Origin of the sequence: Roseivirga sp. BDSF3-8 (genome assembly GCF_041449215.1) — a bacterium.
Lineage (GTDB): Bacteria > Bacteroidota > Bacteroidia > Cytophagales > Cyclobacteriaceae > JBGNFV01.
Map to the genome: position 1 here is coordinate 1055162 of NZ_JBGNFV010000001.1, position 25912 is coordinate 1081073.

Sequence of the window (25912 nt, forward strand, 5' to 3'; positions counted from 1 at the left end):
ATCAAAAGAAAAACAACCATGAGATATAAGCCTCTGGATAAAGAAGTTTTTATTAATAACCGTTCAAGGCTGCGCAAGTTATTGCCCAAAAATGCCGTTGCGGTATTAAACGCCAATGACATCATGCCTACCAATGCGGATGGCAATATGCGTTTTCGTACGAATAACGACCAATATTACCTTTCAGGGGTAGATCAGGAAGAGTCTATTCTGGTGATTGCTCCTGACTTTCCTAATGAAAGCCTCCGCGAAATTCTTTTCCTGAAAGAAACGAATGACGAGATCGCTATCTGGGAAGGTGCTAAGCTTACCAGGGAACAGGCAACCAAAAGAAGCGGTGTCCAGACAGTAAAGTGGCTGTCTGAGTTTGAAAAGGTTTTTCGCACCATCATGATGGAAGCGGACACCGTATTTTTGAATACGAATGAGCATATCAGAGCCGTTCCCGACGTAGAAACACGCGACTCCCGCTTCATCAAAGAGTGCAGGCAACAATACCCCCTGCATAACTATCGCCGCATAGCCCCTCTCATGCACGATCTGAGGGCAGTGAAGTCACCAGGCGAACTGGATATGATGCAGACAGCCTGTGATATTACTGAAAAAGGCTTTCGCAGAGTCCTCAACTTTACCAAACCAGGCGTAAAAGAGTATGAAGTAGAGGCTGAGTACCTTCACGAGTTTGTCCGCCGTGGCTCCAGGGGATTTGCGTATGACCCGATTATAGCCGGTGGATTTAACGCCTGTGTACTCCACTATACGGATAACAGTATGGAACTACAGGATGGCGACCTCATGCTGATGGATGTAGGAGCTGAGTACGGTAACTATAATGCCGACATGTCCCGGACTATCCCTGTAAACGGCCGGTTTACTGAGAGACAGCGCAAAGTTTACGATGCCGTACTGAGGGTAATGAAAGAAGCAATGCAATTGCTGACGCCAGGGAATACTATTCCTGAGTATCACAGAGAAGTGGGTAAGCTCATGGAACGCGAATTACTGGGTCTCAAATTATTAGACACTACAGATATCCGCACCCAAAACCCTGAGTGGCCTGCCTATAAAAAGTTCTTCATGCATGGCACATCACACCATATCGGACTGGATGTACATGATGTAGGCAATATATACAAAGAGATCAAGCCTGGCATGGTATTCACCGTAGAACCGGGTATTTACATCCGTGAAGAAAATATCGGTATTCGACTGGAGAATGATATAGTGATACGTGAAAACGGCTTTACAGACCTCATGGAGAATATTCCTCTCGAAGCTGAAGAGATCGAGGAGATCATGAACAGCCGTTCATAATCATCCTGCATTATGAGTATTTTAGCAAAAGGGCCTGGGGCCCTTTTGTTTTTTCCTGTTGCCTATGAACAATCAATCGTCACGGGTATTTCCCAAACCCTTTGAGTCTGCGTTTCTTTTTTTGCTGGCTATTGGCTTAAATTTTTTATTTGCCTTAATAGCAGGCAGGTTTCTGATAGACCTTATTCCGTTAGAAGCTTATACCTGGGCAAACCACCTGTTTGCTTATGGGCTCACAGTAGCTACAGGGCTTTTCTTTTATAGAAAAAAGGGAAACTCAATCAGAAACGTTTTCAAAAAAAACGACTTCTGCTGGTGTATGACCGGCTCCATTATAATCCTTTCATTACTGGCAGTCATTCTGCTTTGGCCCTGCCTGGTTTGGCTCATTCCCCCGGGAGCCATGGAAATGTTTGTACTGTTTTATACCAGTCGCAGTATTTTTCTCCTTCCCGCCCTTCTCATTACCGGACCCATTCTGGAAGAGATCTTGTTCCGCGGACTTATTCTGAAAGGCTCTCTAAACGCATTCTCCCCCTTTAAAGCCATTGCTTTCTCAAGCCTGCTGTTTGCCTTTAGCCACACCACACCACCGCAATTGCTGAGCGGCCTTATCGTAGGGGGAGCCATTGGCTGGATCTGCTACAAGACGGGCAGCCTCATACCAGGTATTCTCGCCCACGTAGCGTTTAACTTCGGCAACTATATTCTCCGGTTCATTTACGATGATGCCTATATAGAAGGCATGCTGCGGGGAACAGAAGGTTTTATATCAGGCGTTTCCTGGTATATTCCCTGGATGGTGGCCCTGCTGCTAACCGGAGGTATAGGCTATTACCTGTATCGCCAGGTAATGGCCCACACCTATCCGCTGATGGATCAATAGTAAGCTTCCACCTTTACATGTCTGTCCAGCCCTACAGCAGGTACATCTACATTCAGGCTGTTAGTACGCTTACAGTAAGTCCATCCGGGACTTCCATTAGCAGGCTTTTCGAAAATAGGGTTTCCGTTAAGCCTTACTTCAGTAGGTATTGCGCTATGCCTGTAAGAAAAAGTCAGGTCACGGCTTTGTGGCTGCCCCTGGTAACTGCCTGTGGTGGCGTCAAGGTCAACCCTACGGTAGCCCCCGGAGTCGGATGCTCCGTTACGCGCCGTAATAAGAGTGGTACTGTAACTATTATCTAGGTAATTCAGGGTGTTTCCATCGTCTTCATAGAGGGTAAAACTACTTTCCGTCTCGCCATCCGATGGCCATAGCTCAACCTGTAGTTTATCTTTCTTTTCTTCTGTCGTATTATTCATGTATGGCCGCATAGGAATTACGCTCCCTTCTTTGACAAATACCGGCCATTCGTTCAATGTTTTATCAACCCTCACCTGTGCCGGACCTTCCGTCTTACGCCCGGTAAAGTAATCATACCATGCACCATCGGGAATCCACACCATCCGGCTGGCCTTGCCTTTTTCTCCATCCAGAGCGGGGCTCAGAATAGGGGCTACCAGCATGCGGTCCCCTACCATGTATTGAGAGTGGTCATAAGCCTCTTCGTGATCGGGGTACTGAAAATACATGCCACGGCATACAGGTTCACCCGTTATGGAAAAGTCCCGGAACAGCGTGTAAAGATAAGGCAACAAAGCATAACGAAGCTGGAAGGCAGTACGGCTGGATTCAAGTACACGATCCCCATGCGCCCATGGTAACCTTTCGAACAACTCCCCATCATTATTACCTCCATGCAGCCGAAATACCGGTGACAGCGCTCCCAGTTGCAGCCAGCGTGCGTACATCTCGCCACTGGGGTTCCCATCACGGAATCCACCTATGTCATGTGACCAGTGTATGCCATTATTCTGACCTGCCAGCAGAATTTCCAAGGTAAACGCCATAGACTCCCACTCAATATAGGTATCGCCGGAAAAGGCCAGAGGGAGCGTATGATGATGGAAGCTACCGGCTATTTGTCGGCATAGCACCACAGGGCGGGTATTCTGCTCCCTTCCTGTGAGCTTATAATATTTTTCAAGCTCCTGCAGTTCTACATCACCGTCTATCCAGTGGAAATCCACCCCATCCTGCAGTAATGGCCTCAGGAACATATTCCAATAGATTGAAAATGTATGATCATCGGTAAGGTCAAAAGGTATCGTTACCTCACCTTCACGAAAATACTCTGTCCTTGGGGCCTGATCTTTTTCAAAATCCAGCCCTACTTTATCACAGAACTCCTTTGCCCTCGGGTCCTGTATGGCTATCTCACCCGGATGATGATTAAACCCTATGCGCATTCCTGATTCGTGTATCCATTTCAGAAAACGAGCCATATCAGGAAAGTTGTTCTTATCATAGCGCAGACCTGCCCAGCCGTCCGGGTGCCAGTTCATATCACAGATCAGCACATCCAAAGGCAGCTTTTCCTTTTTAAACCGTGCAGCAATAGTGTGGTAGTCCTTCTCTTTATAAGGCATATAGCGGCTGTACCAGGCTCCTAATGTGTAAGCAGGAACCATGGGAATATCTCCAGTTAGCTTAAAAAAGCACCTCAGCGCTTCCGCGTAGTTTTGCCCATATAGGAAAAGGTAAATCTCATTAACCTTTTCAGAAGGCACATCATTGCCCGAAAACTGCTTAAGTAAGCCATCTTCATCCACAAACAGGGCTGTCCAGCCTCTTCGGCTAAGTAAGCCCTCCGGTACTTCTACCTTGTATTCCGTGCCATTGTCTTTATCATACCGAATATGACCGCCTACCCTGTCCAGATCCTCGATGACGCCGCCAAGGTTTTGTGTATCCTTCTCACGCAGATCACTGATCTTCCAGTTGCGCCCATTTATACGGAAGTAAGCTTGTATCCCCCTGAAGAAATCGGAGGCCTCCGAATCGTAGGTCAGAAATAAATTTTTGGTAGCTATCTCAAGCTTTCCCTCCTCCATTATCATCTCAGTAGGCATTTCTTCAAAAGAAGAAAGATTCACCCGCGATGGAGTCGCCTGACCAGGCTCACGAACTATCCTCACCAGATAGGGAGAAAGAAAATTGAAATGCTGCTCCAGTATAGACTGGTCGCTAACAGAAGAGGATGAATAATAATTTTCAAACATATGATCCGCAGTTTTCAAATGCAGGTAATCACAATGTTAAGCATACCTCTCCCATCAAACTGTTTAATATGAGTAAATACCTTTCACCCGTTACAAGCATCCTAAAGATGGAGTTGTAACCCGGGGCGGTTATCCATTCTTAAAAATACTCAATTATTTCACGGTAAAGTCGGATAACTTTTAGGTTAATTCATTGAGAAGCAATTAGATAGGTGATAATTTAGATAGACTTCGTATAAATATTACCTGAAGCTAATAGCCTGCCTGGCAGGGGATTATCAAAAAAGGAGGATAAATATGTAAGGGAAAAGTCTTAATATCGCAGGAATGGAAAATGATCAGCCTCCGCACTTTAATCAAAAAATGAAAACACTCAGGGTGCTATCCTGGATTTTTATGGGAATAGCACTCGTCATATTTTATTTGTCGCTACGCAGCCGGTATAACAACCTCGAGTATACAATAGCAGCTTTGGCTGCGTGGGGAGTCGCCTTTGTGTTTCATCATTTACTACAAAAGGAAAAGAAAAAGTTTAAAGAATAAGCATACTGCTTTATGTAATTACCCCCTTTTCCGCATCTCTTCGTAAAACCCGGTTTACATTATGAAGAGATTATTGCTTACCCTGCTAAGCCTGCCTTTGATAACAGGCTTCACTCGTGCTCAGGACAAAATTACACTTACCAGTCATATACAAAAGGTTACGGTGTTTATAGAAGGTGCCCAGGTGGACAGAAAGGTTCCTGTGTATCTCACACCAGGCATGCACGAAGTAACCATTCCTGATCTTACCCCCCTACTCTCTGCCGGAACCTTGCAGACAAAGGGCACGGATAACATAGACATCGTGTCCGTAAAAACAGGCAAAAGCTACGAGGAAAAGAAAGAGCATTCTCATAAAGAGGACTCTATAAATGCCAAAATTAATGAGGGCAAGAACCGGTTAGCTTTATTAGAAAGTACCCTTCAGATATTAGAAGAGGAAAAGGCCATGCTGCTGGAAAATAAGGAACTGCCCAGTGAGGGCAGCGATTCATGGGCTGAAAACCTCGAGAAAGCAGCCAACTTTTACCGTCAGAGACTTAAAGATATAAGTAGCGAAAGCCTGGATGTGAGGCTTGAAATAGACAGTATAGGTCGTGTCATAGCGCTCAGTAAGAAGAGGCTGGTTACCCTGCCAACCGAGAAGCCGGTAGAAAAAACAGAGGTTTATCTTGAAATAAGAGTCAATCGCATGATCAGAGATACACTGCAACTTAGCTACCAGGTGGCTCAGGCCCGCTGGTTTCCTGAATATGACTTCAGAGTTAATGACCTGCGTAGTCCACTCAAAATAGAGTACAAGGCCAGCATAAGTCAGCAAACCGGAGAAGACTGGAAAAATGTAAAGATGGTGGTAAATACAGGCTCCCCAAACCAGGCAAGTCAGGCACCACATGCCAGTACGTGGTGGATCAGACCTTACAGCCCCACTTACAGGCAGAAACAAGTGAGTATCGGCTCTACAGACTACTATGATGGGTCAGTATCTGGCATTGTAGTCGATTCAAATGGTGAACCTCTCCCGGGCGTAACCGTTATGGTCCCCTCCACTTCCATTGGTACGGTAACTGATGTGGAAGGTCGCTACAGCCTTCAGGTACCTCAGGGCAGCAACAACCTGGCTTATTCTTTTGTGGGCATGCAATCCGTAACACACCCTATTGATGGAAATCTCATAAATGTGAAGATGGAGGAGGATGTGACACAGTTAAGCGAGGTAGTGGTCACCGGGATGGCAGGTAGTGCCAGTGGAATAAATACACGAGCCCTCAATAGAGGCCCCATAAGAATACGGGGAAATGCTACACTAGCCGCAGGCTCATCACATCACACCAGTATTCGCGGAAGCTATGGTATGGAAGATAACATACAGGACTTAGACGGGACTACCGAAAGCCTGAGCTTTTCTCCTTCTCCCAAAGAATTCGAAATCCAGCAAACATTTAGTTTAAAAAGTCACCCTGAACCTAAGAAGATACGACTTGAAAGCTACCAGGTAGATGCTGAATACAGCTACTTTGCTCTACCCCGGAAGGATAAGCGCGCCTACCTGCAGGCCAATATTACGGACTGGCAGCGTCTTAACATGCTGGACGGCACCGCAAACCTTTTTCTTGAAAACACCTTCCTCGGCCGAATTCCCTTCATGAAAGACCAATTGGATGACACACTGCAAATAGACCTCGGGCCAGATCCAAAAGTGCAGGTGGGGTACGAAACCGTCAAAGATCTCAGTGGCACACAGTTCTTCGGCAATAAGAAAAAGGAAAACCGCGTGTATGAGATAAAAGTGAAGAACAATCGCCTATTCCCCGTCTCCGTTAAAGTAGTTGACCTTATCCCAAAACCCATGATGGAGAGTATTAAAGTGGAGCGTATTGGTGAGAGTGGGGATTATGATGAAGAAGAGGGTACAGTCACCTGGAGTCTGAATCTGAAACCCTCTGAAGTAGAAACACTACGCACAGGCTTTGAGCTAAAGCACCCCTCAGGGATTGCTTTACACCTTGAATAGGCTTTCTTTAGCGGAAGAATTAAACTACCAATCCAGTATGAAGCTAAAAACATATAATAGTGAGCGTGCCCCACGTCCGGTAGGCCTTTATCCCCATGCCAGGCAGGTAGGTAACATGCTATACCTGTCGGGCGTCGGCCCTCGCAAACTGGGCGCAAATGACGTACCAGGCGTTGAGCGTGACGATCAGGGCCGGGTGGTAGCTTACGATATGGAGCTGCAATGCCGCAATGTATTTGATAATGTCCGGATGATACTTGAAGACAGCGGCTCCTCCTGGGACAGATTAATAGATGTGACTGTTTTTCTGACGGATATGAAAAACGACTTTCCGGTATTCAATAAGCTTTATGCAGAATACTTTAAGGAAAACCAACCCTGCCGTACCACGATGGAGGTAAATGCCCTGCCCACGGATATTGCCATTGAGCTAAAGTGCATGGCTACTATAGACTGAAGGTATTTGTATTTACGGCAATAAAAAAGGGCTTTCATACCACTAACGGATGACAGCCCTTTTTATATGCTTTAGCTAGACTTAGTCAGCTACGCTGATGCGTTTGAATGACTTAACCGTAAGTCCTTTATTTACGCTATCAAGGTACTTCTGCACAGACATAGAAGAATCCTTCACGTAAGGCTGGCTAAGAAGCGTATTGTCTTTATAAAACTTATTCAGTTTACCTTCGGCAATTTTCTCGATGATATTGTCAGGCTTACCTTCTTCCTTCGCCTGCTCACGGCCAAGCTTCAGTTCGCGCTCCTTGATGTCGTCGCTTACATCGTCAGCACTAACCGCTACAGGCTTCATAGCCGCAATCTGCATAGCTACGTCGCGTCCCGCCTGCTCTACAGCCTCGCCAGTACCACCGGCAAGCTCTACAAGTACACCAAGCTTGCTACCTGCGTGAATGTACGAAACCACAGTCTCGCCATTGATACGCTCGTAAGCACCAATCTCGATCTTCTCGCCGATCTTACCGATCATTTCCACCACTTTAGACTCTACAGTCTGCTCGCCAAGGCTCAGGCCTTTAAGCTCTTCAACAGTAGCAGGTTTTTCAGCATAAGCTTTGTCAAGGATCTCTTTGCCTAGGCTTTGGAACTCTTCGTTTTTACCAACGAAGTCAGTTTCGCAGCTCAGTGCAACGAGTACGGCTTCGGTATTGTCGTCGCTGGTACGAACGAAAACCGCACCTTCGCTGGTCTCTCTGTCTGAACGTGATTCAGAAACTTTCTGACCTTTCTTGCGGAGCAATTCTATTGCTTTATCGAAGTCACCTTCGGCTTCAGTCAGTGCCTTTTTGCAATCCATCATGCCGGCACCGGTCATTTGTCTCAGCTTATTAACTTCTTTTGCTGTGATCGCCATGGTCAACTGTAAATTTGTTGGTTGGTAATATCTTTAGCTTATAATAAAAAATTGAACACCGTACCGAATGTCCGATGTTCAATTTCAGAATATCTCAAGGGAATTGAATCGAATTAACTTTCGGCTGACTCGTTCTGATCGGCCTTTTTCTTAGCTTCGGCCTCTTCTTTCATCTTCGCATCTTCCTTTTCTTTCTTGCGCTCGTTCAGGCCTTCTTCAATAGCCGAACCAAAAGCTCTTACAAGAAGGTCGATCGATTTCCATGCATCGTCGTTTGCAGGAATAGCGTAGTCAACCTGATTAGGGTTACTGTTCGTATCCACAAGAGCAAACACAGGGATATTAAGCTTCTGCGCTTCTTTTACAGCAATGTGCTCACGCTTGATATCAACAATGAAGAGGGCAGAAGGAAGACGTGTAAGGTCGGCAATACCACCCAGTACTCTTTCCAGCTTTTCTCTGTCACGAGAGATCATCAGACGCTCACGCTTTGCCAGGTTAGTATAAGCTTCATCCTTCATCATCTTATCGATGGTGCTCATCTTCTTAAGTGACTTGCGGATGGTGGCAAAGTTGGTAAGCATACCACCAAGCCAGCGCTCAGCGATATAAGGCATATTGAGCCTTTTTGCTTCTTCTGCTACGATCTCTTTCGCTTGCTTCTTGGTAGCAACGAACATGATTTTGCGGCCGGACCGAACAATGTTCTTAACCGCGTTGGAAGCTTCTTCGAGAGACGCAAGGGTCTTGTTGAGATCGATGATATGAATACCGTTCTTCTCCATGAAGATGTACGGCTTCATCTGGGGATCCCATTTTCTCGTTAAATGTCCGAAATGGACACCAGCATCCAGTAGGTCCTTGTATTCTAATTTTTTCATCAAAATATATTTGAAAAAGATTAACGCTTGCTGAACTGGAATCTTCTTCTCGCTTTGCGACGACCGTATTTCTTACGCTCGACCATACGAGGGTCTCTGGTAAGGAAACCTTCTGATTTCAGCGGGCTGCGAAACTCCTCGTTCACTTCACAAAGAGCGCGTGATACGGCAAGACGGATAGCCTCAGCCTGGCCTTTCAGGCCACCACCGTTAACATTCAGTTTAAGATCGTAATCACCAACAACCTCTACTTTGTTCAGAGGCTGCTTAACAATAGTCTGAAGGATTTCAAAAGGAAAGTATTCCTTCAGCTCACGACCATTAACAGTGATATTTCCGTTACCCTGGCTCAGATACAAGCGGGCTACGGATGTTTTTCTTCTACCGATAGTATTTATTACGTCCATTATCTCTCGGTTAGAGTTTAAGTTCTTTAGGTTGCTGTGCATCGTGAGGATGCTCGTCTCCGGCAAAAACATGCAGATTCTTGAACAGCTTGCGTCCAAGTCTGTTTTTGGGCAGCATACCTCTTACAGCCATTTCAATAAGACGGCGGCTATCTTTGTTCTTCACCTCCAGAGGCGTGGCAAAACGCTGTCCTCCCGGATATCCCGTGTGGCGAATATACTGCTTGTCAGTCCATTTTTTACCTGTCAGGCGAACCTTATCAGCATTGATCACGATCACGTGATCACCACAATCAGAGTTTGGTGTGAACAAAGCTTTGTGCTTGCCACGTATTCTTTTGGCTACTTCACTAGCCAAGCGACCAAGGACTGCATTTTCTGCATCCACGATCAACCAATTTTTTTCTACTGATGCAGCGTTTGCATGAGCAGTTTTATAACTAAGAGTATCCACCTTAAAGCTACTTTTTAGTCAATACGAATTCATTCCCCCCAAAAAGGGACACAAAGATAGAGCAATAAAATTGCAATTGCAATACTCCCTCAGGAATATTAATACTTACCTGTATTTGCTAAGCTGCTTGATAGCAACCGCAAAATCTTTAGGGTAAGGAGCCTGAACATCAATGCGTTGCCCCTTTTCATCATCAAATGCCAGATTGCTGGCGTGAAGCGCAAACCTTCTTATAATAGGGAGCTCCTCGGTATCGCGCTTCAGATTATAATGCCTTTTGAGCTTTGACAGGAACAGCGGGCGCCCTCCGTAAGTTTCATCCCCGCTGATAGGAGCCTTCATGGAACTTAAATGCACACGTATCTGGTGCATACGCCCTGTTATAGGACGGCACTCCACCAGCGTATGCATTTTGAACGCCTCCTTGGTAGTAAAATAGGTCTTACTTTCTTTCCCCTTACCGTAGTCTATACGTACCACACCTTTATTCAGGCTGTAAAGTGGCAGATTAACTTCCACTTCGTCAAAATCATGAATGCCATCACAAACTGCATGATACAGTTTTTCAACTTTACGCCTTTCAAACTGAATGGCCAGGTGCCTGTATGCCGCAGGGTTTTTGGCTATTGCCAGGGCGCCGCTGGTCTCCTTATCCAGACGGTGAGCAATTTGTGCCTCGGGCAGGTAGTCTCTCGCCAGGGCCAGCACGCTATCGGGTTCGGCCCGGTCATCCAGTGTCGATATGAACGGGGGCTTATTGATAATTATGTAGTCCTCATTCTCAAAAAGAATAAGCTCTTCGAACCTGATTTTTTTCATATTAGGGTAAAAGTGAAGGGCAAAGGTAAGAAAATAGAGAGGCAATGGCATCCCCGGCCGGGGATATTACCGGATTATTCAGCCAATGGCTTTTCTGCCTCTTCCTCAAAGTCTGCCAGTACTGAGGCCTGGGTAACCTTAGGTAACTTAAAACTAAAGGTGCACCCTTTACCTATCGCACTCGTAACACTTACCGTACTGCCATGTGCTTCAACTATGTGTTTTACGATAGCAAGCCCCAGCCCCGTTCCTCCCTTGTCACGGCTGCGGCTTTTTTCTACCCGGTAGAAGCGTTCAAAGATACGCCTGATGTGTTCCGGTGGTATGCCCTGTCCATTATCCTTCACATAGATAGAGACATCCTTTTTCCCCACATTAATTCCTACCGTTACCACCGTTTCTTCACCGGAATACTTGATACCATTAGAAATAAGATTGGTCAGCACCTGAGAAATTCGCTGAGGATCGCCTTTGACCCATGCTTCAGGTGGTACATCCGTAGACATTTGGAGGGTTATATCCCGTTTTTCGGCTTTATTTTCGAGTTGATCGAATACATCGCTCACCATTTCCACCAGATCAAACGGCCTGGGGTGCATTTTGATCTGTCCGCTCTCCATCTGGCTGATCGTAAGAAGGTCCTGTACAAGCGCATCAAGTCCATCCAGACTCTTCGCTGCTTTTTTCAGAAACTTCATTCTCACAGACTTATCCTTTACAGCCCCATCCAGCAGGGTGTGTACAAACCCCTGAGCGGCAAATATGGGTGTTTTCAGCTCATGGCTCACGTCCGCCAGAAACTCTCTGCGGATAACCTCCAGCCGCTTAAGGTCTTCTATCTCCTGCTGCTTGACTGTAGCATAATTATGAATCTCCTGGTTGATCCGGCGCAGCGGATTGAGGCTATTATTCTTCTCACTGCTAATGAAGCTCAGGTCCTTTTTCCTGATCTTTTCCATAGCACTATAGATCTTGTTTATCTCTTTAAAAATGAGAAACTCAAGGATCACATTAGTAAGAAGGTAACCGGAAGAAAAAGAAATAATAAAAGCTACCAGCAGGGCATCTGCCTTAACATTATCAAGTAATGACAAAAAAGCGGTGGTAACCACCGCAATGGCTGCAGCAAGCAGCAAAGCAAGCCCTCTGGAATTTACTAGCATATATTAATTAAGGTCGAATTTGTAACCTACCCCTTTTACCGTAGTAATATAGCCCTCACCAATCTTTTCGCGGACTTTCCGGATATGAACGTCTACGGTCCGGGCCAGCACATATACATCGGAACCCCATATATTTTGCAATAGTTCGTCGCGGCTAAACACTTTATTGGGGTTCTGGGCAAGGAAATAAAGCAATTCAAACTCTTTTTTAGGAAGCGTAACCTGCTCACCTTCTATGGTGACCGTGTAGCTGGTACGGTCAATAGTCAGGGCCCCGATATTGATTTTATTAGTGTCCTTTTTCTTTTTGCTTTCTCTTCTGAATAGAGCACTTATACGGCTCATCAGTGCGCGCGGTTTGATAGGCTTAGTGATGTAATCATCTGCCCCAATGTCAAAAGCTGCCACTTCACTGTATTCTTCACTTCTGGCCGTCAGGAAAATGATGAAAGTACCATGGAGATCCGGCACCTCACGTAGTTGCCGGCAGGTTTCCACCCCATCCTGATGAGGCATCATGATATCCAGCAGAATCAGGTCAGGCTCAAAGTCCCGGGCAATTTCAACCCCTTTTTTACCATCCGTAGCCGTTTTTACTTCGTACCCTTCTTTTTTGAGGTTGTACTTAAGCAGTTCGATAATGTCCGGTTCGTCATCAATGACTAATACCTTCTGAAGCTGCTTGCTGCCCATGCGTTTTTGTAGTTTAGTTACGATTTAGTCTGTGCGTACACATCCAGGTCATCATGACCAGTATGTTACCAGCGGCTAAATATAATTAAACCCCCGGTTAACTATTTTACCTTAAGTTTAAGTTTCCGGTTTTACTGACCGAAAGACTGATACATAGGCAATAATAAGTAAGAAAAAAACTCTCCCAAAAAATAACCTTCCAATAAAAAAAACATGGTGAATCGTGCGTCTTTTCACAAAGCTGTCCGTCATAAGGGCAAAAATTCACTGAAATGAAAAGATTACATATTAACGTTCACGTAAAGAACATAGAGAGATCAGTCGCATTTTATTCAACTCTATTTGACGCACAGCCATCCGTGGTCAAACACGACTATGCCAAATGGGAAAGCGAGCACCCTCTGGTGAATTTCTCCATCAGCCTCTCTGACACTCAGGAAGGGATTAACCACCTTGGCATAGAAGCAGATTCTGACGAGGCACTCTACGCCTTATATAACAGGTTAGAAAAACTGGAGGGTAAAAAGCATGAAGAAGGAGATACAGTTTGCTGCTATGCAAAGAGCCATAAACAATGGATAGCCGATCCCCAGGGAGTAGAGTGGGAAATTTTTCACACCTACGGATCGTCTGATACGTATAGTAAAAAAGAAAGCAAGCAAACCTGCTGTATTCCGGCTAACTAAATTATTAAAGCAACCTATTACTATCAGAGTGGTACTTTGGAGTGCCACTCTTAATATTTTCCTGATTATGAAGATCACAGAACACACTAATGCATGCGAGGGGGCCGGCCATGTATTCGGTCAATATGCCCGGCAACTCCATGGGTATTTGCGCAAGAAGCTCGGCAATGACCAGGACAGCGAAGAATTACTGAGTGATGTGATGATGAAGCTGTATAAAAACTGTGAACGGCTTGAAGAGGTAGATAATGTACGGGCATGGCTGTACCGGATCACCTATAACGCTGCGATGGATTATTACCGTGACCGTCAGAAAAAACAGGAAAGTGAAAGGGCTGCCGGAAACATAGAAGTACCTGTAGAACAGGATATTTATCAATCGATGTCACAACTGGTACCCGCCATGGTCAATTTGCTGCCTGAAGAGTACCGCTCAGCAGTTATGTGGTGCGATCTTGAAGGATTATCTCAACAGGAGGTGGCTGACAAACTAAACATCAGCCTGTCGGGAGCTAAGAGTCGCATTCAGCGCGGCCGGAAAAAATTAAAAGAGCTATTTTCAGAGTGCATTTGGATAGAGTCTGACAGACGGGGCAGACCGGTGTCATATTCAATAAAACCCCATTGCAATCCATTGCAACACCTGGCAGACCCAATAAATCAAAACTTACTGCCTGGTGCGGAAGGTGACTGTGGTTGCTGAAATATTATTCTGAGTTAGGGAACAGAATGAACTTATTTCAAAATAAATCTCTTCTATTTCGAGTGTCGCGGAAAATTGTTGTAACTTCGCGCTTTACTTCTTAGAAGATCTTTGATGAACATATTCAATGAGCCGGTTTTGCGCAGTGAACTGCAGCAGGCTATCGGCGAACTGGGGTATACAACCCCTACTCCCATTCAGGAAGAAGCCATCCCCTGTATTCTAGAATCTACTACCGACCTTATTGCCTTTGCCCAGACAGGTACAGGCAAAACGGCTGCATTCGGACTTCCCATAGTTCAGTTAACCGATGAGAACAGCCCGGTAACGCAGGCGTTGGTATTGTGTCCTACCCGTGAGCTTTGCCTTCAGATTGGCAGAGACCTGGAAAGCTTTGCAAAGTACCTGAAAATCAATATCGTTACGGTATATGGAGGTACGGACATCCGTAAGCAAATTAAGGAACTGCAGGGCCCCAGCCAGATCGTGGTAGGTACTCCCGGCCGGGTAATTGACCTGATCAATCGTAAGAAGCTTAACCTTGAAAACATCAGCCGCCTGGTACTGGACGAGGCAGATGAAATGCTGAGCATGGGATTCAAAGATGAGCTGGACACGATTTTGGCTACTACACCGCAGGACAAGCAAACACTGCTTTTCTCTGCCACCATGCCTAAGGCCATAGCTAATATCGCAAAGAAGTACATGCACAATCCCTATGAGATATCTGCCGGCAAGGTAAATACAGGGTCTGTCAATGTATCTCACTCCTACTACATGGTCAAAGCCTCTGATCGGTATGCCGCACTACGCCGCATTGCCGACATGCACCCCGAAATCTATGGCATTGTATTTTGCCGCACAAGAAGGGAAACCAAAGAAGTAGCGGATAAGCTGATGGCAGACGGCTACAATGCAGAAGCACTGCATGGTGATCTGTCTCAGGCACAGCGAGACGAGGCCATGGGCCGGTTCCGCAAGCGCATCACCCAACTACTGGTAGCCACCGATGTAGCTGCCCGAGGCCTGGATGTGACTGAACTTACCCATGTCATCAACTACAACCTGCCGGACGATCCCGAGGTATACATACACCGTAGCGGACGTACCGGTCGGGCAGGTAATAAGGGGTGTGCGGTATCCATCATCAGCCCCTCAGAAAAAGGTAAGCTGCGTATGATCGAGAAAAAGGGTAACGCAGAGTTCGCTTACTGCCAGGTACCTACCGGTAGTGATATCTATAGTAAGCGCCTGTTTGCCCTGGCAGACAAGGTAGAAAACTTACAGCCGGATGCTGAACTGCTTCCCGAGACAGTAGAACAGATCGTAAAAAAGCTGGATTGGATGCCTAAAGAGGAGATCATCTCCCGTTTCATCGCTCTGGAAATGGAACGTATGGGTGACCTGAGAAAGCTGAGTGCAGACATTAACGCTACAGGTAAAGAGCGCGGCAATAAAGGCCGTGGTGAAGACCGCGGAAATGACCGCCCAGCTAAACAGCAAAAAAATAAAAAGCGCACTGATCTGACATATACCCGCATGAATATTAACGTGGGTCGTCAGGACAGGATCAACAAAGGCACCATACTGGGCCTAATAAATAAGCATCTTCCTAAAAAATCGGTAGAAGTCGCAGAGATTGGTATTAAAGACCACTACTCTTTCTTTGAGATTGACAGCCGCTTCGAAAAAGATGCCTTAAAGGCCTTTAAAAAAGCAACGTACAACGGTGTACGCCTTCGCGTAGGCCGTGACTAGCAGATAGTTTGGTTCACACCTATTCAAGCCCCGGCATCGTAACAGAGCCGTGGCTTTTTTTATACCGTAAGTTCGATCACATTTCGTTCCGGGTCCAGAAACGTACTTTCATAATAACCGTCCCCTGTGGTTCTGGGGCCATCCAGATGCACATAGCCAGCCTTCTTTAATCTAGCCGTTAGATCATTCACCCTTTGCCTGGTACCCAGCGAAAAGGCGATATGAGCATAGCCCATTCTCAATAGCCTGTCATCAGGAGTAGGCGTGTGTACATCCGGCCGCTGCATTAGCTCTATACGCACCCCACCGCCAGGAAACGTCAGAAAGCAGGTCTCCAGCCGCTTTCCCGGGTTCTGGTATGTTTCATTGCAAGCAGCCGCAAAATATTCTTCATAAAAGGACCTTAGGCGCTCAATATCATTACACCAAATGGCTATGTGCTCTATTTTTATCATATTGGTGAAGATTATAAGGGCAGAGCTCTCTACGCTGCCCGATTTTACTGATTTAAATATACCAAACGTAACCCCCGATACTAATCCCCTAATGACATCATTCAGCATACGCCGTTCCGCACTTTTCTTTACCCTTCTCTTGTCATCCTGCCTCGCATGGGGCCAGAGCAGCCGTCACCAGGTTAAAGATTCTGTCATACTAAAAAAGATTTATGAGGAAGCCCTGGCACATGGCGAAGCTTATGACAACCTCCGAAGCCTGACCAAAGGGATAGGCCACCGGCTAAGTGGCTCGCCCCAGGCAGCTGCTGCCGTGGAATGGGGCCGGCAGCTCATGGAGGACTATGGCTTTGACACCGTATACTTACAGCCCGTGATGGTGCCCCACTGGGTACGCGGCGGTGAAGATAAGGCACGTATTGTTGGCTCCAGTAAAGTAGGCGACATGGACGTGGATGTTATAGCCCTGGGAAATACCGTTGGCACCGGTCAGGGAGGCATTACAGCCCCCCTGGTGGAAGTGCAGGATTTTGAAGAGCTTAAAAAGCTTGGCAAAAAAACCGTGGAAGGTAAGATCGTATTTTTTAACCGGCCCATGGATCCTAAGCACGTCACAACCTTTACGGCCTACAGCGGCGCAGTAGACCAGCGTGGTTCCGGCCCTGCCGAAGCGGCAAAACTCGGTGCCGTCGGCGTAGTGGTTCGCAGCATGCACGTAGGGCATGATGACGTACCACATACCGGAAGCACACGCTACCAGGATGAAGTGAAGCCTATCCCCGCGGTAGCTATCAGTACCGAGGACGCCGACCTGCTAAGCAGCCTGATGCAGAATGACGAAAAGGTCAGCTTCCATATGGAAACGCATGGCCGGATGATGGGCGAAAAGCTCTCTTACAATGTGATAGGTGAAATACGGGGAACGGAAAAGCCTCAGGAAATCATCGTAGTGAGTGGCCATCTGGACAGCTGGGATGTCGGCGAGGGAGCACATGACGATGGGGCAGGCGTGGTCCATGCCGTGGAAGTATTACGCATAATGAAAAAGCTCGACATTCAGCCTAAACATACAATCAGGGCCGTGATGTACATGAATGAAGAAAACGGCCTGCGCGGAGGCCGTGAATATGCCCGGGTGGCCAAAGAAAAAGGAGAGGTCCATATAGCAGCCATGGAGTCTGATAGCGGAGGTTTTACCCCGCTTGGCTTTAGTATAGATGGCTCACCCAGGCACGTGGTCAAAATGCAGTCATGGGCAGACCTGTTTATCCCCTACCAGGTATTTCTGTTTGTACCGGGATATGGAGGGGCCGATATTGGTCCGCTTAAGGAACAGGGAGTACCCCTGATAGGCTACCGGCCTGACTCGCAGAGGTATTTTGACTACCACCATACAGCAGCAGATGTATTCGAGGCCGTAGATGACCGGGAGTTGCACAAAGGCGCCGCTACTATGACAGCCATGATCTATCTCATAGACAAATACGGCCTTTAACACATCCCCTAACTTTATGGCGTGTGCCCCGTTCTAACAAACACCTATTACTCGCATAATGAAAACAACGATCAAACTTCTTTTGGGCCTCATAATAGTGGCCTCACTAAGCTCATGCGGCTATAACAGCATGGTAACTAAGGAAGAGCAGGTTGCCCAGGCCTGGTCACAGGTTGAAAACCAGTACCAGCGCCGTGCTGATCTTATTCCTAATCTGGTAAATACAGTCAAAGGCTATGCAGACTTTGAGCAGGAAACACTCACAAACGTAATAGAGGCGCGGTCCAAAGCCACCAGCATAAACGTGGATGCTGACAATCTGAACCCTGATCAAATTCAGCAGTTTCAACAGGCTCAGGAACAATTGAGTGGTGCACTGTCAAGGTTGTTAGTAACCGTGGAACGCTATCCTGAATTAAAAGCCAATCAAAACTTCAGCGAACTACAGGCCCAGTTGGAAGGGACAGAAAACCGCATTTCAGTAGAAAGAGGACGCTTCAATGAGGCCGTTCAGGAGTACAATGCCTATATCAGACGATTCCCTCAAAATATCACAGCAGGCATGTTCGGTTTTGATAAAAAAGGGTATTTCGAGGCCTCCGAAGGTGCAGAAACTCCGCCAACTGTAGAATTTTAGATCTATGCCTAAAGATGCGCTACGAAATGAGGACCGGCAGGCAGTATTATCTGCCATAGAAAAGGCAGAACGAAACACCTCAGGAGAAATCCGGGTACACCTGGAGAACCACTGTAAGGGTGAAACCCTCGAACGTGCCCTCCAAATATTCGAAAAACTCAACATGCATAAGACCACTCTGCGCAACGGAGTGTTGTTCTACCTCGCAATAAAAGATCACCGGTTTGCTATATTTGGTGATGAAGGCATCAACCACCGAGTACCTGACAACTTCTGGGAGGATATCCGCGAGCATATGGAAGCCCACTTCCGACAGGGCCGCCTCGCAGAGGGACTGGTTGAGGGCATAGAAATGGCAGGCAAACAGCTTGGGCAACACTTCCCTTTTCAATCAGGCGACAAAAACGAGCTCCCTGACGACATATCTTTTGGCAAATGACACGACACAGGATATCAGATATGAGAAAGAGTCTGCCTTCATGGGTGGTAACTTTACTATTCTTCATAGTTAGCACAGGTGCCCAGGCACAGGAATTTCCCGAAAAACCCAACCCTCCCAGGGCCGTCAACGACTTTGCAGGCATACTATCCGGAACCGAAGAAAACCAACTGGAAAGCATGCTACGCCAATTTAACGATACCACTTCAAATGCCATAGTGGTCGTAACCATACAGACCACCGGCGGCCAGGCCATTGCTCAATATGGAGTGGAGCTAGCCCACCAATGGGGCATAGGACGCAGGGATGTGGACAACGGCATTTTGCTGTTGGTAGCTGTTGATGATAAGGACGTCAATATTAGTACCGGTTACGGCGTGGAAGGCGCCGTTCCTGATGCAATAGCTAAGCGGATTATTAATAACCGCATATTACCTGCCTTTCGTGATGGAGAGTATCACAGAGGCATAGAAGCAGGTGTACGGGCCCTTATGGACCTGACTGCCGGTGAATACGAGCCTGCCGAAAGCCCCGATAATTCTGAAGGGTCCCCCATCCCATCAATATTACTCATACTAGGCTTCATCTTTTTCTTCCTCATTCTGCCCCGGATACTCGCCCGGAAGGTTCGGCGCTCTCACATGAAAGGGAGAAGAGGCAAAAACCCCGATCTGCTCACACTGATTCTGCTAGGTATGTTCAACAACCGCGGAGGCCGAGGTGGCGGTTTTGGAGGCGGCAGCGGTGGAGGCTTTGGCGGAGGGGGCGGAGGCGGAGGCTTCGGTGGTTTTGGCGGCGGAGGCTTCGGAGGTGGCGGAGCCAGCGGGAGCTGGTAGATAAGTTAAAGTGAGGACAGTATTAACGCATAGCCCATCTTTTGTGGAAGAAAGAGACTACGAGCAACTGTACATACCCAGTATACTTACTTGTACTTAATAGAAGTAACTTCAGCTAATTCTTTATTCCTCCCGAAATTTAATTCCACTACCTCTCCTTTCTTCTTACCATTTACCGCTTTTGCAATCGGGGCTACGAACCCGATTTTACCCTTTTTTATATCCGCTTCATCCACCCCCACTATCTGAAACTTTCGTTTCATCCCTGGCTTGCCCCCCTCTTTGGTTTTCAGTTCCACCGTAGCCCCAAAGCGAACCTCGTCCCCATCCTGTCCCGAATTGTCTACCACCCTGGCACTACCGATGCGCTCGTTTAGCTGGGCGATCTTAGCCTTAATAATGCCCAGTTCACGCCGGGCATCGCTATCCTTTTCCGGCATCACCTCCAGTCTGTTACGCTCAGTCTCAAGCTCAGTGTGCTCACTCCGGAGCATTTCCAGCCCGTAAGGCGTCACATAGTTTGTGGCCCCGGCCGGTAAGGCTGCCCGCGGTGGGATAATCGGCGGTTCGCCACTGTCATCTTCTTTTACAAATGCTCTACTCATAAACCTATTAGCTCTTTAGCTTCATAACATGAAGGCCACTACTCCTTTAATGTTCACAACATTAAATAAAAAACAGTTCTATACCTCCGGAAAACACTGCCTTACCCAGCCGTAGCTACTAACCATGTTTTTCACGAACCTGATCGGCAGAGACACGCACCAGCTCTTCCAGCACCGCAGTATCCACGTCCTCCATCTTATTGATGTACAGGCAGCTTTTACCCGTCTTGTACTTTCCCAATTTATTAAGGAGGGCTCCATATTCCTTAAACCCATCCATTATGTATACGCTCATGCGTTGTTTGCGGGGGCTGAAACCCGCCAGAAACCAATCTCCCTCTCTCCCACTTTCATAGACATAGTGGTAAGAACCATAGCCAACTATATCCTTCCCCCACATTTTCGGCTCCTCACCGGTTGCTTTTCTCATCATATCCAATAGAAAAAGCGCATCCTCCATTCGCTTAGGGTGATCGATAGACCTAATAAAGGTTATCACATCTCCCTCATTAGATTTAGTTTTCATCTCAGTCATCTTAATATAATTACATTATTCAACAAATACCATTGCACTTATTTTATTGCATTAATTCAATATAAGACCCTAAAGCCATCTTCTGGAATCGATTTCTGTCCCCTGTCTCATAGTAAACGGAGAATAGCACTAAGGTGATTATTTCTAAGAAATTAGCAATCTCAATGAATATTTCTTACCGCAAACGTTTGCAGCTTCCCCACTAGTTGTCAAATTATTAAAAGTTGTATATTATAGGTAAAACAAAATTTTTAACCAGCATGGTAAGCAAAGACCAAAAAACCACATCTTAATTTTTGTCAATATGAAGAATATTCTACTTATGCTCGTGCTACTGGGCGCCACCATGTGGCAACCCCTGTTTGCACAGAAGAGCCGGATAACCGGGGTTGTTACCGACTCACTTTCAGGTGAGGGAATTCCCGGTGTTAATGTTAGAGTGGAAGGGACCACCACTGGTACGGCTACTGGCCTGGATGGAGACTATTCCATCATGGCTGAACCCACCGATGAACTTGTGTTTTCCTTTGTAGGCTACGGCGAAAAAACTGTAACCGTTGGAAACAGAACAAACATCAATGTTACCCTTACCGAAGAACTATCTCAATTACAGGAGATCGTCGTAATTGGTTACGGGCAGGAAGAAAAGCGGGACGCCACAGGAGCACTGGAAACTGTTAAGGCCAAGGATTTTAACAAGGGCGTGATCTCCAGTCCTGAGGAGTTGATACAAGGTAAAGCAGCTGGTGTGCAGATCACGCAGGCAAGTGGCGAACCCGGGGCAGGTGTAAACGTGCGAATCAGGGGAACCTCATCCGTTAGGGCCGGTAATAACCCTCTCTTTGTTGTAGACGGTATCCCCCTTGCAGGAGATGCCATCACAGGGGGCGGTGTGGATATAGGCCGTGGAACCGGATCATCAAGAAACCCACTTAACTTCCTAAACCCTAATGACATAGCCAGTATAGACATCCTTAAAGACGCCTCTGCAACAGCCATTTATGGTAGTAGAGGCGCAAATGGGGTTATCCTGATTACCACCAAAAGCGGACAGGGGGCCAAAAACAGGATTACCTTTTCCACACAAGGTAGCGTCTCCAGAGCCGCCAATACTTATGATTTACTTGAGAGGGATGAGTTTTTAGAAGCCTACGAAAATGCAGGTGGCGACCTGGCAGTAGGTGACCTGGGAGCCGATACAGACTGGCAGGATGAAATCTTCAGAACAGCCATATCTCAAAAGCATGACCTTTCTTACGCCACTACTTATAATAATGGTAATGTGAGGGTAGGACTCGGGTACCAGGATCAGGTCGGTATTGTGGAAAACAGTTCACTGGAAAGGCTAAACGCCCGATTGAATGCCCAGCACCGCTTCCTCAACGATAAATTGACGATAAACTTTCAGGGTACGGTCAGCCGCCTGAACGACGAGGCACCCCCTATTTTCAATGACACAGGTTTTGAAGGAGACTTGCTTTCATCAGCCTATTCGGGTAACCCCACATGGCCTGCTGACCCAACCGTACAGCCTAGTAACAACTTCGCTAACCCTAACTCATACCTGGAGTACTTCCTCGATGAGGCCGAAACGGACAGATACCTTCTTGGCGCATCGGCCAAATATGATATCACTAACAACCTGGCTGTTACAGTCAACGGGGGTTATGACAGAAGCTCTGGCTTCAGAGGTGCAGCCTTTTCCAGCCTTTTAGGTATAGGAGGTGGTATCAACGGTAACGGGCGTGGGGCTTATACCGAAAGAGACCTGGATTCATACCTTTTCGAAGTTTTTGGTAACTATAAGATCAATGTAGGCAGTAACTCAAAACTGGAAGCACTATTAGGGTATTCATACCAGAAATTTAACCAGGAAGGCATCACAGTCAGAGGATGGGGATTTACACCCACTGATGAAGCCGCCATGATCAGCGATCTGGAGGCATCTGCCAATAGGCTCATGGGAGCTATAGATGGTCAGTACCAGCAGTTCGGATACCGCGAGGGTGTAGAGTTTTATACAAACAGGCTCTTTCCATCACCAGCACAAGAAGAAATCAACGAAAACGTCAGTGTGCCGGTTAGCACAGTAACCGGTAACATGTTTGATTTTTCTGATGAATTGCAGTCTTTCTTTACCAGGCTTAAGTATACTCTGAATGACAAATACCTGTTTACAGGTACCGTAAGAGTAGACGGATCAACAAAATTCGGTCGAGACAATAAGTATGGTATATTCCCTTCAGGAGCATTTGCCTGGCGGCTTGCCGATGAAGATTTCGTCCCTGACTTTTTCGATGATCTGAAATTCAGGATCGGATACGGTATCACTGGTAACCAGGAAATACCCCATAACCAACACAGGGAAAGACAGCAGTATACAGACATTACTATTAATGAAGGGGGAGAGATATTAGGGGGTGAAATCGCCAACGTTGCCTTCGGTAATGATGCAGTAAGCTGGGAAGAAACAAGACAGGCTAATGCGGGTCTTGATTTTGCTTTTGTCGGTGGCAGATTATCCGGTAGCCTGGACTTCTATCGAAGAAATACAACTGACCTGCTGTTAAAAGTAATCAGGTCACAGCCTGCACCTAACGAGTTCGCTATTGTGAACCTGGATGCAGACGTGATAAATAAGGGCATAGAGCTTATCCTGAACTATCAGGCGATAGCAACCAAAGACCTGAGTTTAGATATAAGTGTAAACGGTGCATATAATGATAACGTAATCCAAAACTTCCCTGGTCCGCCTATTAACACCGCCACAATTAACGGACAAGGGCTGACAGGGGCCTTCGCTCAGCGTATCCAGGACGGGTATCCACTATTTGCTTATTTCTTAAGAGATTTCAGAGGCATTAACGAAGATGGCCTTAGCGAGTACAATGTGGATGCCCAGGAATTTATAGGCAAAAGCCCTTTGCCAAAATTCAATGCAGGCTTAAACATTTCTGTTACTTATAAGAACTGGGACCTTTCTACCTTTATGTATGGCCAGTTTGGGCACTACATTTATAATAATACGGCAAATGCTTTCTTCTCTTATGGTTCACTCGCGAATGCGCGTAATATTACCCAGGAAGCCCTGGAATATGCCTTAGAAAATGGTGAAAGCCCATCCAACACACCTGATGCTTCTACAAGGTATCTTGAAAGTGGGGATTTTTGGAGAATGCAGAATCTGAACCTCGGCTATAATCTGCCCGTAGAGGACGGTTCGTTTCTCAAAAATTTCCGGATATTCGCCAGTGCACAGAACCTGTTTGTTATAACAGACTACTCTGGCTTAGACCCGGAAATCAATGTGGATAAGAGCATCGACGATATCCCTTCTGCAGGTATCGACTATACGGCTTACCCACGGGCACGTACTTATACTTTGGGATTAAATCTTTCATTCTAAAGACTTGAAACCATGACACGTAAATTATATACATTTCTTTCTTTAACCCTGGCAGCCAGTATTGGTATTACAGCCTGTACTGACCTCGAGGTCGAGGAGTCGGACTCCGTTTTTATCGCATCAGCATCCGGAGAGTTCACTGGCGTTGAGCCCGGACCCACACTTTCGAGTGGATACGCTGATCTGCGCGCCTTTACCGATCAGGCTAATTCATACGCCCTACACGAGATTACTTCTGATGAACTGTTGGTGCCCACCAGGGGCACCGACTGGGGAGACAACGGCATCTGGCGTACACTACACCAGCATACCTGGGATCCTACCCATCCCTATGTATTGTCCTCTTGGAACCAGTTTAATGCATTGGTTTTCAAAGCGACGCAGATCATAGACCCCCGCTCAAATGCAAATGCGCAGCAGTTAGCTGAAGCGAAGTTTTTGAGAGCCTATGCTATGTATCTGGTAGTAGACTTTTTTGGCCAGGTGCCATTCAGGGAAGTAGATGAGGGCCCTCTTGTGGAACCGCAGGTTCTGACTACGGAAGAGGCTATAAGCTTCATTCAGGACGACCTGAACGACGCCATAGCCAATCTGCCGGAATTAGGCCCCTCGGCTGATAATATAAGAGCTGGAAAAGCTGCGGCCCATTTTATCAATGCCAAATTACACCTGAATAAGCACGTCTTCCTCGGCAACAGCACTGCCGATGCAGCAGACATGGATGTGGTCATTAACAGCGTCAATCAGATCGAAGCGCTGGGCTATGAGTTGGAAGAAGGATACTTTGAAGTATTTGCCCCGGCAGAAGACACGGAAACCATTTTATACACAGATGGTAGTGTAGGTAACCGCATATGGAACGGCTTGCACTATTTTCAGGATGCTCCTGGTAACGAAGGTGGCGGATGGAATGGATTCTCTACCACCGCTGAATTCTATGCCCTCTTTGAAGGCGATGCCGAATCGAATACTCCCGGAAGTAACCAGGAGGAACGACGTGGTTATGTACCTACGGATGGTTCGAATTTTGGCATCGGTTATGGCATGCTCTTCGGCCAGCAGTATGACGAGTCCGGCGCGCCACTTAACGACCGGGCCGGGAGACCTCTAGTGTTTACCAAAGACTTTTCCGGCCTGACCGGTAACCGTGAAAACACAGGCGTAAGAGTGATAAAGTACCATCCCGAAAACGGATCATTTGTCGGTCACTATATCCTCTTCCGGTTTGCAGATGCTCATCTCATGAAGGCTGAAGCAGAACTGAGAAAAGGTAATACCGGCGAAGCACTTGCTTTGGTAAATGAACTTCGTACTATACGGGATGCTTCGCCCCTATCGAGTTTATCGGAGTCTGACCTCCTTGATGAAAGAGGTCGGGAACTTTATGCAGAAGGTTGGAGACGTAACGACCAGATTCGCTTCGGTACTTTTACCAGAGAATGGGACCTGAAAGGGGGAACTTCTGAAGAGTACAGAACGCTATTCCCCATTCCTGCAAACGCTGTGGCCCTGAACCCCAACCTGGAGCAAAACCCCGGATATTAACCCAATTTATATACCCATTAAGTGATGAGAGCAAGTAGCCGGGAGGT

Annotated in this window: 25 protein-coding genes; 14 read left to right on the top strand and 11 right to left on the bottom strand. The window is 46.7% G+C overall.

Going from position 1 to position 25912, the window contains the following annotated elements:
• The first annotated feature begins 18 nt into the window (after positions 1 to 18).
• Both AB9P05_RS04215 and AB9P05_RS04220 read left to right on the top strand, forming a co-directional pair.
• The gene (locus AB9P05_RS04215) at positions 19 to 1314 is read left to right on the top strand and encodes an aminopeptidase P family protein (RefSeq protein ID WP_371907559.1); all 1296 of its coding nucleotides are present in this window, start codon (positions 19 to 21) and stop codon (positions 1312 to 1314) included.
• A gap of 64 nt (positions 1315 to 1378) precedes the next feature.
• Entirely contained in the window at positions 1379 to 2200 is an 822-nt protein-coding gene (locus AB9P05_RS04220; RefSeq protein WP_371907560.1) for a lysostaphin resistance A-like protein, read from the top strand.
• Here AB9P05_RS04220 and AB9P05_RS04225 read toward each other — a convergent pair.
• Positions 2194 to 4419: a TIM-barrel domain-containing protein gene (locus AB9P05_RS04225; RefSeq protein WP_371907561.1), complete on the bottom strand. Its 2226-nt coding sequence runs from the start codon at positions 4417 to 4419 to the stop codon at positions 2194 to 2196. The two genes, AB9P05_RS04220 and AB9P05_RS04225, sit on opposite strands and share 7 nt — an antisense overlap.
• A gap of 327 nt (positions 4420 to 4746) precedes the next feature.
• Between AB9P05_RS04225 and AB9P05_RS04230 the strand changes: the two genes are divergently transcribed.
• From AB9P05_RS04230 to AB9P05_RS04240, 3 genes are all read left to right on the top strand, one after another.
• Positions 4747 to 4962: a hypothetical protein gene (locus AB9P05_RS04230; protein WP_371907562.1), complete on the top strand. Its 216-nt coding sequence runs from the start codon at positions 4747 to 4749 to the stop codon at positions 4960 to 4962.
• A gap of 61 nt (positions 4963 to 5023) precedes the next feature.
• Positions 5024 to 6976 (top strand): mucoidy inhibitor MuiA family protein, encoded by a 1953-nt coding sequence (locus tag AB9P05_RS04235; RefSeq protein WP_371907563.1) that lies wholly within the window; start codon positions 5024 to 5026, stop codon positions 6974 to 6976.
• A gap of 37 nt (positions 6977 to 7013) precedes the next feature.
• On the top strand, positions 7014 to 7433 hold the full coding sequence (locus AB9P05_RS04240; protein ID WP_371907564.1) for a RidA family protein: 420 nt from the start codon (positions 7014 to 7016) through the stop codon (positions 7431 to 7433).
• An 81-nt stretch (positions 7434 to 7514) separates the two neighbouring features.
• Here the strand turns inward: AB9P05_RS04240 and tsf are convergent, their stop codons facing one another.
• From tsf to AB9P05_RS04275, 7 genes are all read right to left on the bottom strand, one after another.
• A complete protein-coding gene (gene tsf, locus AB9P05_RS04245) occupies positions 7515 to 8348 on the bottom strand; it encodes a translation elongation factor Ts (protein WP_371907565.1) in 834 nt (277 codons plus the stop codon).
• 113 nt (positions 8349 to 8461) lie between these two features.
• On the bottom strand, positions 8462 to 9229 hold the full coding sequence (gene rpsB, locus AB9P05_RS04250; RefSeq protein ID WP_371907566.1) for a 30S ribosomal protein S2: 768 nt from the start codon (positions 9227 to 9229) through the stop codon (positions 8462 to 8464).
• Between the two features lie 20 nt (positions 9230 to 9249).
• Positions 9250 to 9636 carry a 30S ribosomal protein S9 gene (gene rpsI, locus AB9P05_RS04255; RefSeq protein WP_371907567.1) on the bottom strand — a complete coding sequence of 129 codons (387 nt, stop codon included), beginning with the start codon at positions 9634 to 9636 and terminating at the stop codon, positions 9250 to 9252.
• 10 nt (positions 9637 to 9646) lie between these two features.
• Positions 9647 to 10090: a 50S ribosomal protein L13 gene (gene rplM, locus AB9P05_RS04260; protein ID WP_371907568.1), complete on the bottom strand. Its 444-nt coding sequence runs from the start codon at positions 10088 to 10090 to the stop codon at positions 9647 to 9649.
• A 105-nt stretch (positions 10091 to 10195) separates the two neighbouring features.
• Positions 10196 to 10909 carry an RluA family pseudouridine synthase gene (locus tag AB9P05_RS04265; RefSeq protein ID WP_371907569.1) on the bottom strand — a complete coding sequence of 238 codons (714 nt, stop codon included), beginning with the start codon at positions 10907 to 10909 and terminating at the stop codon, positions 10196 to 10198.
• Between the two features lie 74 nt (positions 10910 to 10983).
• Positions 10984 to 12072 (bottom strand): sensor histidine kinase, encoded by a 1089-nt coding sequence (locus tag AB9P05_RS04270; RefSeq protein WP_371907570.1) that lies wholly within the window; start codon positions 12070 to 12072, stop codon positions 10984 to 10986.
• 3 nt (positions 12073 to 12075) lie between these two features.
• Entirely contained in the window at positions 12076 to 12765 is a 690-nt protein-coding gene (locus AB9P05_RS04275) for a response regulator transcription factor (RefSeq protein ID WP_371907571.1), read from the bottom strand.
• Between the two features lie 272 nt (positions 12766 to 13037).
• Here AB9P05_RS04275 and AB9P05_RS04280 point away from each other — a divergent pair, with 272 nt between their 5' ends.
• The 3 genes from AB9P05_RS04280 (at position 13038) to AB9P05_RS04290 (ending at position 15912) form a co-directional block, all read left to right on the top strand.
• Entirely contained in the window at positions 13038 to 13451 is a 414-nt protein-coding gene (locus tag AB9P05_RS04280; RefSeq protein ID WP_371907572.1) for an ArsI/CadI family heavy metal resistance metalloenzyme, read from the top strand.
• Positions 13452 to 13518: 67 nt separating this feature from the next.
• Positions 13519 to 14154: a sigma-70 family RNA polymerase sigma factor gene (locus AB9P05_RS04285; RefSeq protein ID WP_371907573.1), complete on the top strand. Its 636-nt coding sequence runs from the start codon at positions 13519 to 13521 to the stop codon at positions 14152 to 14154.
• 114 nt (positions 14155 to 14268) lie between these two features.
• Positions 14269 to 15912 carry a DEAD/DEAH box helicase gene (locus tag AB9P05_RS04290; protein ID WP_371907574.1) on the top strand — a complete coding sequence of 548 codons (1644 nt, stop codon included), beginning with the start codon at positions 14269 to 14271 and terminating at the stop codon, positions 15910 to 15912.
• Between the two features lie 59 nt (positions 15913 to 15971).
• On the opposite strand, the gene AB9P05_RS04295 is transcribed toward AB9P05_RS04290, so the two are convergent.
• On the bottom strand, positions 15972 to 16367 hold the full coding sequence (locus tag AB9P05_RS04295) for a VOC family protein (protein ID WP_371907575.1): 396 nt from the start codon (positions 16365 to 16367) through the stop codon (positions 15972 to 15974).
• Positions 16368 to 16458: 91 nt separating this feature from the next.
• Here AB9P05_RS04295 and AB9P05_RS04300 point away from each other — a divergent pair, with 91 nt between their 5' ends.
• Genes AB9P05_RS04300 through AB9P05_RS04315 form a run of 4 tightly spaced genes read left to right on the top strand, consistent with a single transcriptional unit; the run spans position 16459 to position 19774 of the window.
• On the top strand, positions 16459 to 17862 hold the full coding sequence (locus tag AB9P05_RS04300) for a M28 family peptidase (protein WP_371907576.1): 1404 nt from the start codon (positions 16459 to 16461) through the stop codon (positions 17860 to 17862).
• Between the two features lie 58 nt (positions 17863 to 17920).
• Positions 17921 to 18499, top strand: a complete 579-nt coding sequence (locus AB9P05_RS04305; RefSeq protein ID WP_371907577.1) for a LemA family protein — start codon at positions 17921 to 17923, stop codon at positions 18497 to 18499.
• A gap of 4 nt (positions 18500 to 18503) precedes the next feature.
• Positions 18504 to 18938: a TPM domain-containing protein gene (locus tag AB9P05_RS04310; protein ID WP_371907578.1), complete on the top strand. Its 435-nt coding sequence runs from the start codon at positions 18504 to 18506 to the stop codon at positions 18936 to 18938.
• A 20-nt stretch (positions 18939 to 18958) separates the two neighbouring features.
• Positions 18959 to 19774 (top strand): YgcG family protein, encoded by an 816-nt coding sequence (locus AB9P05_RS04315; protein WP_371907579.1) that lies wholly within the window; start codon positions 18959 to 18961, stop codon positions 19772 to 19774.
• Between the two features lie 86 nt (positions 19775 to 19860).
• Here AB9P05_RS04315 and AB9P05_RS04320 read toward each other — a convergent pair whose 3' ends face one another.
• Positions 19861 to 20379: a GreA/GreB family elongation factor gene (locus AB9P05_RS04320; RefSeq protein WP_371907580.1), complete on the bottom strand. Its 519-nt coding sequence runs from the start codon at positions 20377 to 20379 to the stop codon at positions 19861 to 19863.
• A 118-nt stretch (positions 20380 to 20497) separates the two neighbouring features.
• Complete coding sequence (locus tag AB9P05_RS04325; protein ID WP_371907581.1) at positions 20498 to 20905, bottom strand: DUF1801 domain-containing protein; 408 nt, start codon at positions 20903 to 20905, stop codon at positions 20498 to 20500.
• Between the two features lie 313 nt (positions 20906 to 21218).
• Here AB9P05_RS04325 and AB9P05_RS04330 point away from each other — a divergent pair, with 313 nt between their 5' ends.
• Entirely contained in the window at positions 21219 to 24320 is a 3102-nt protein-coding gene (locus AB9P05_RS04330) for a SusC/RagA family TonB-linked outer membrane protein (RefSeq protein WP_371907582.1), read from the top strand.
• A gap of 12 nt (positions 24321 to 24332) precedes the next feature.
• The gene (locus tag AB9P05_RS04335) at positions 24333 to 25865 is read left to right on the top strand and encodes a RagB/SusD family nutrient uptake outer membrane protein (RefSeq protein WP_371907583.1); all 1533 of its coding nucleotides are present in this window, start codon (positions 24333 to 24335) and stop codon (positions 25863 to 25865) included.
• Positions 25866 to 25912: the final 47 nt, after the last annotated feature.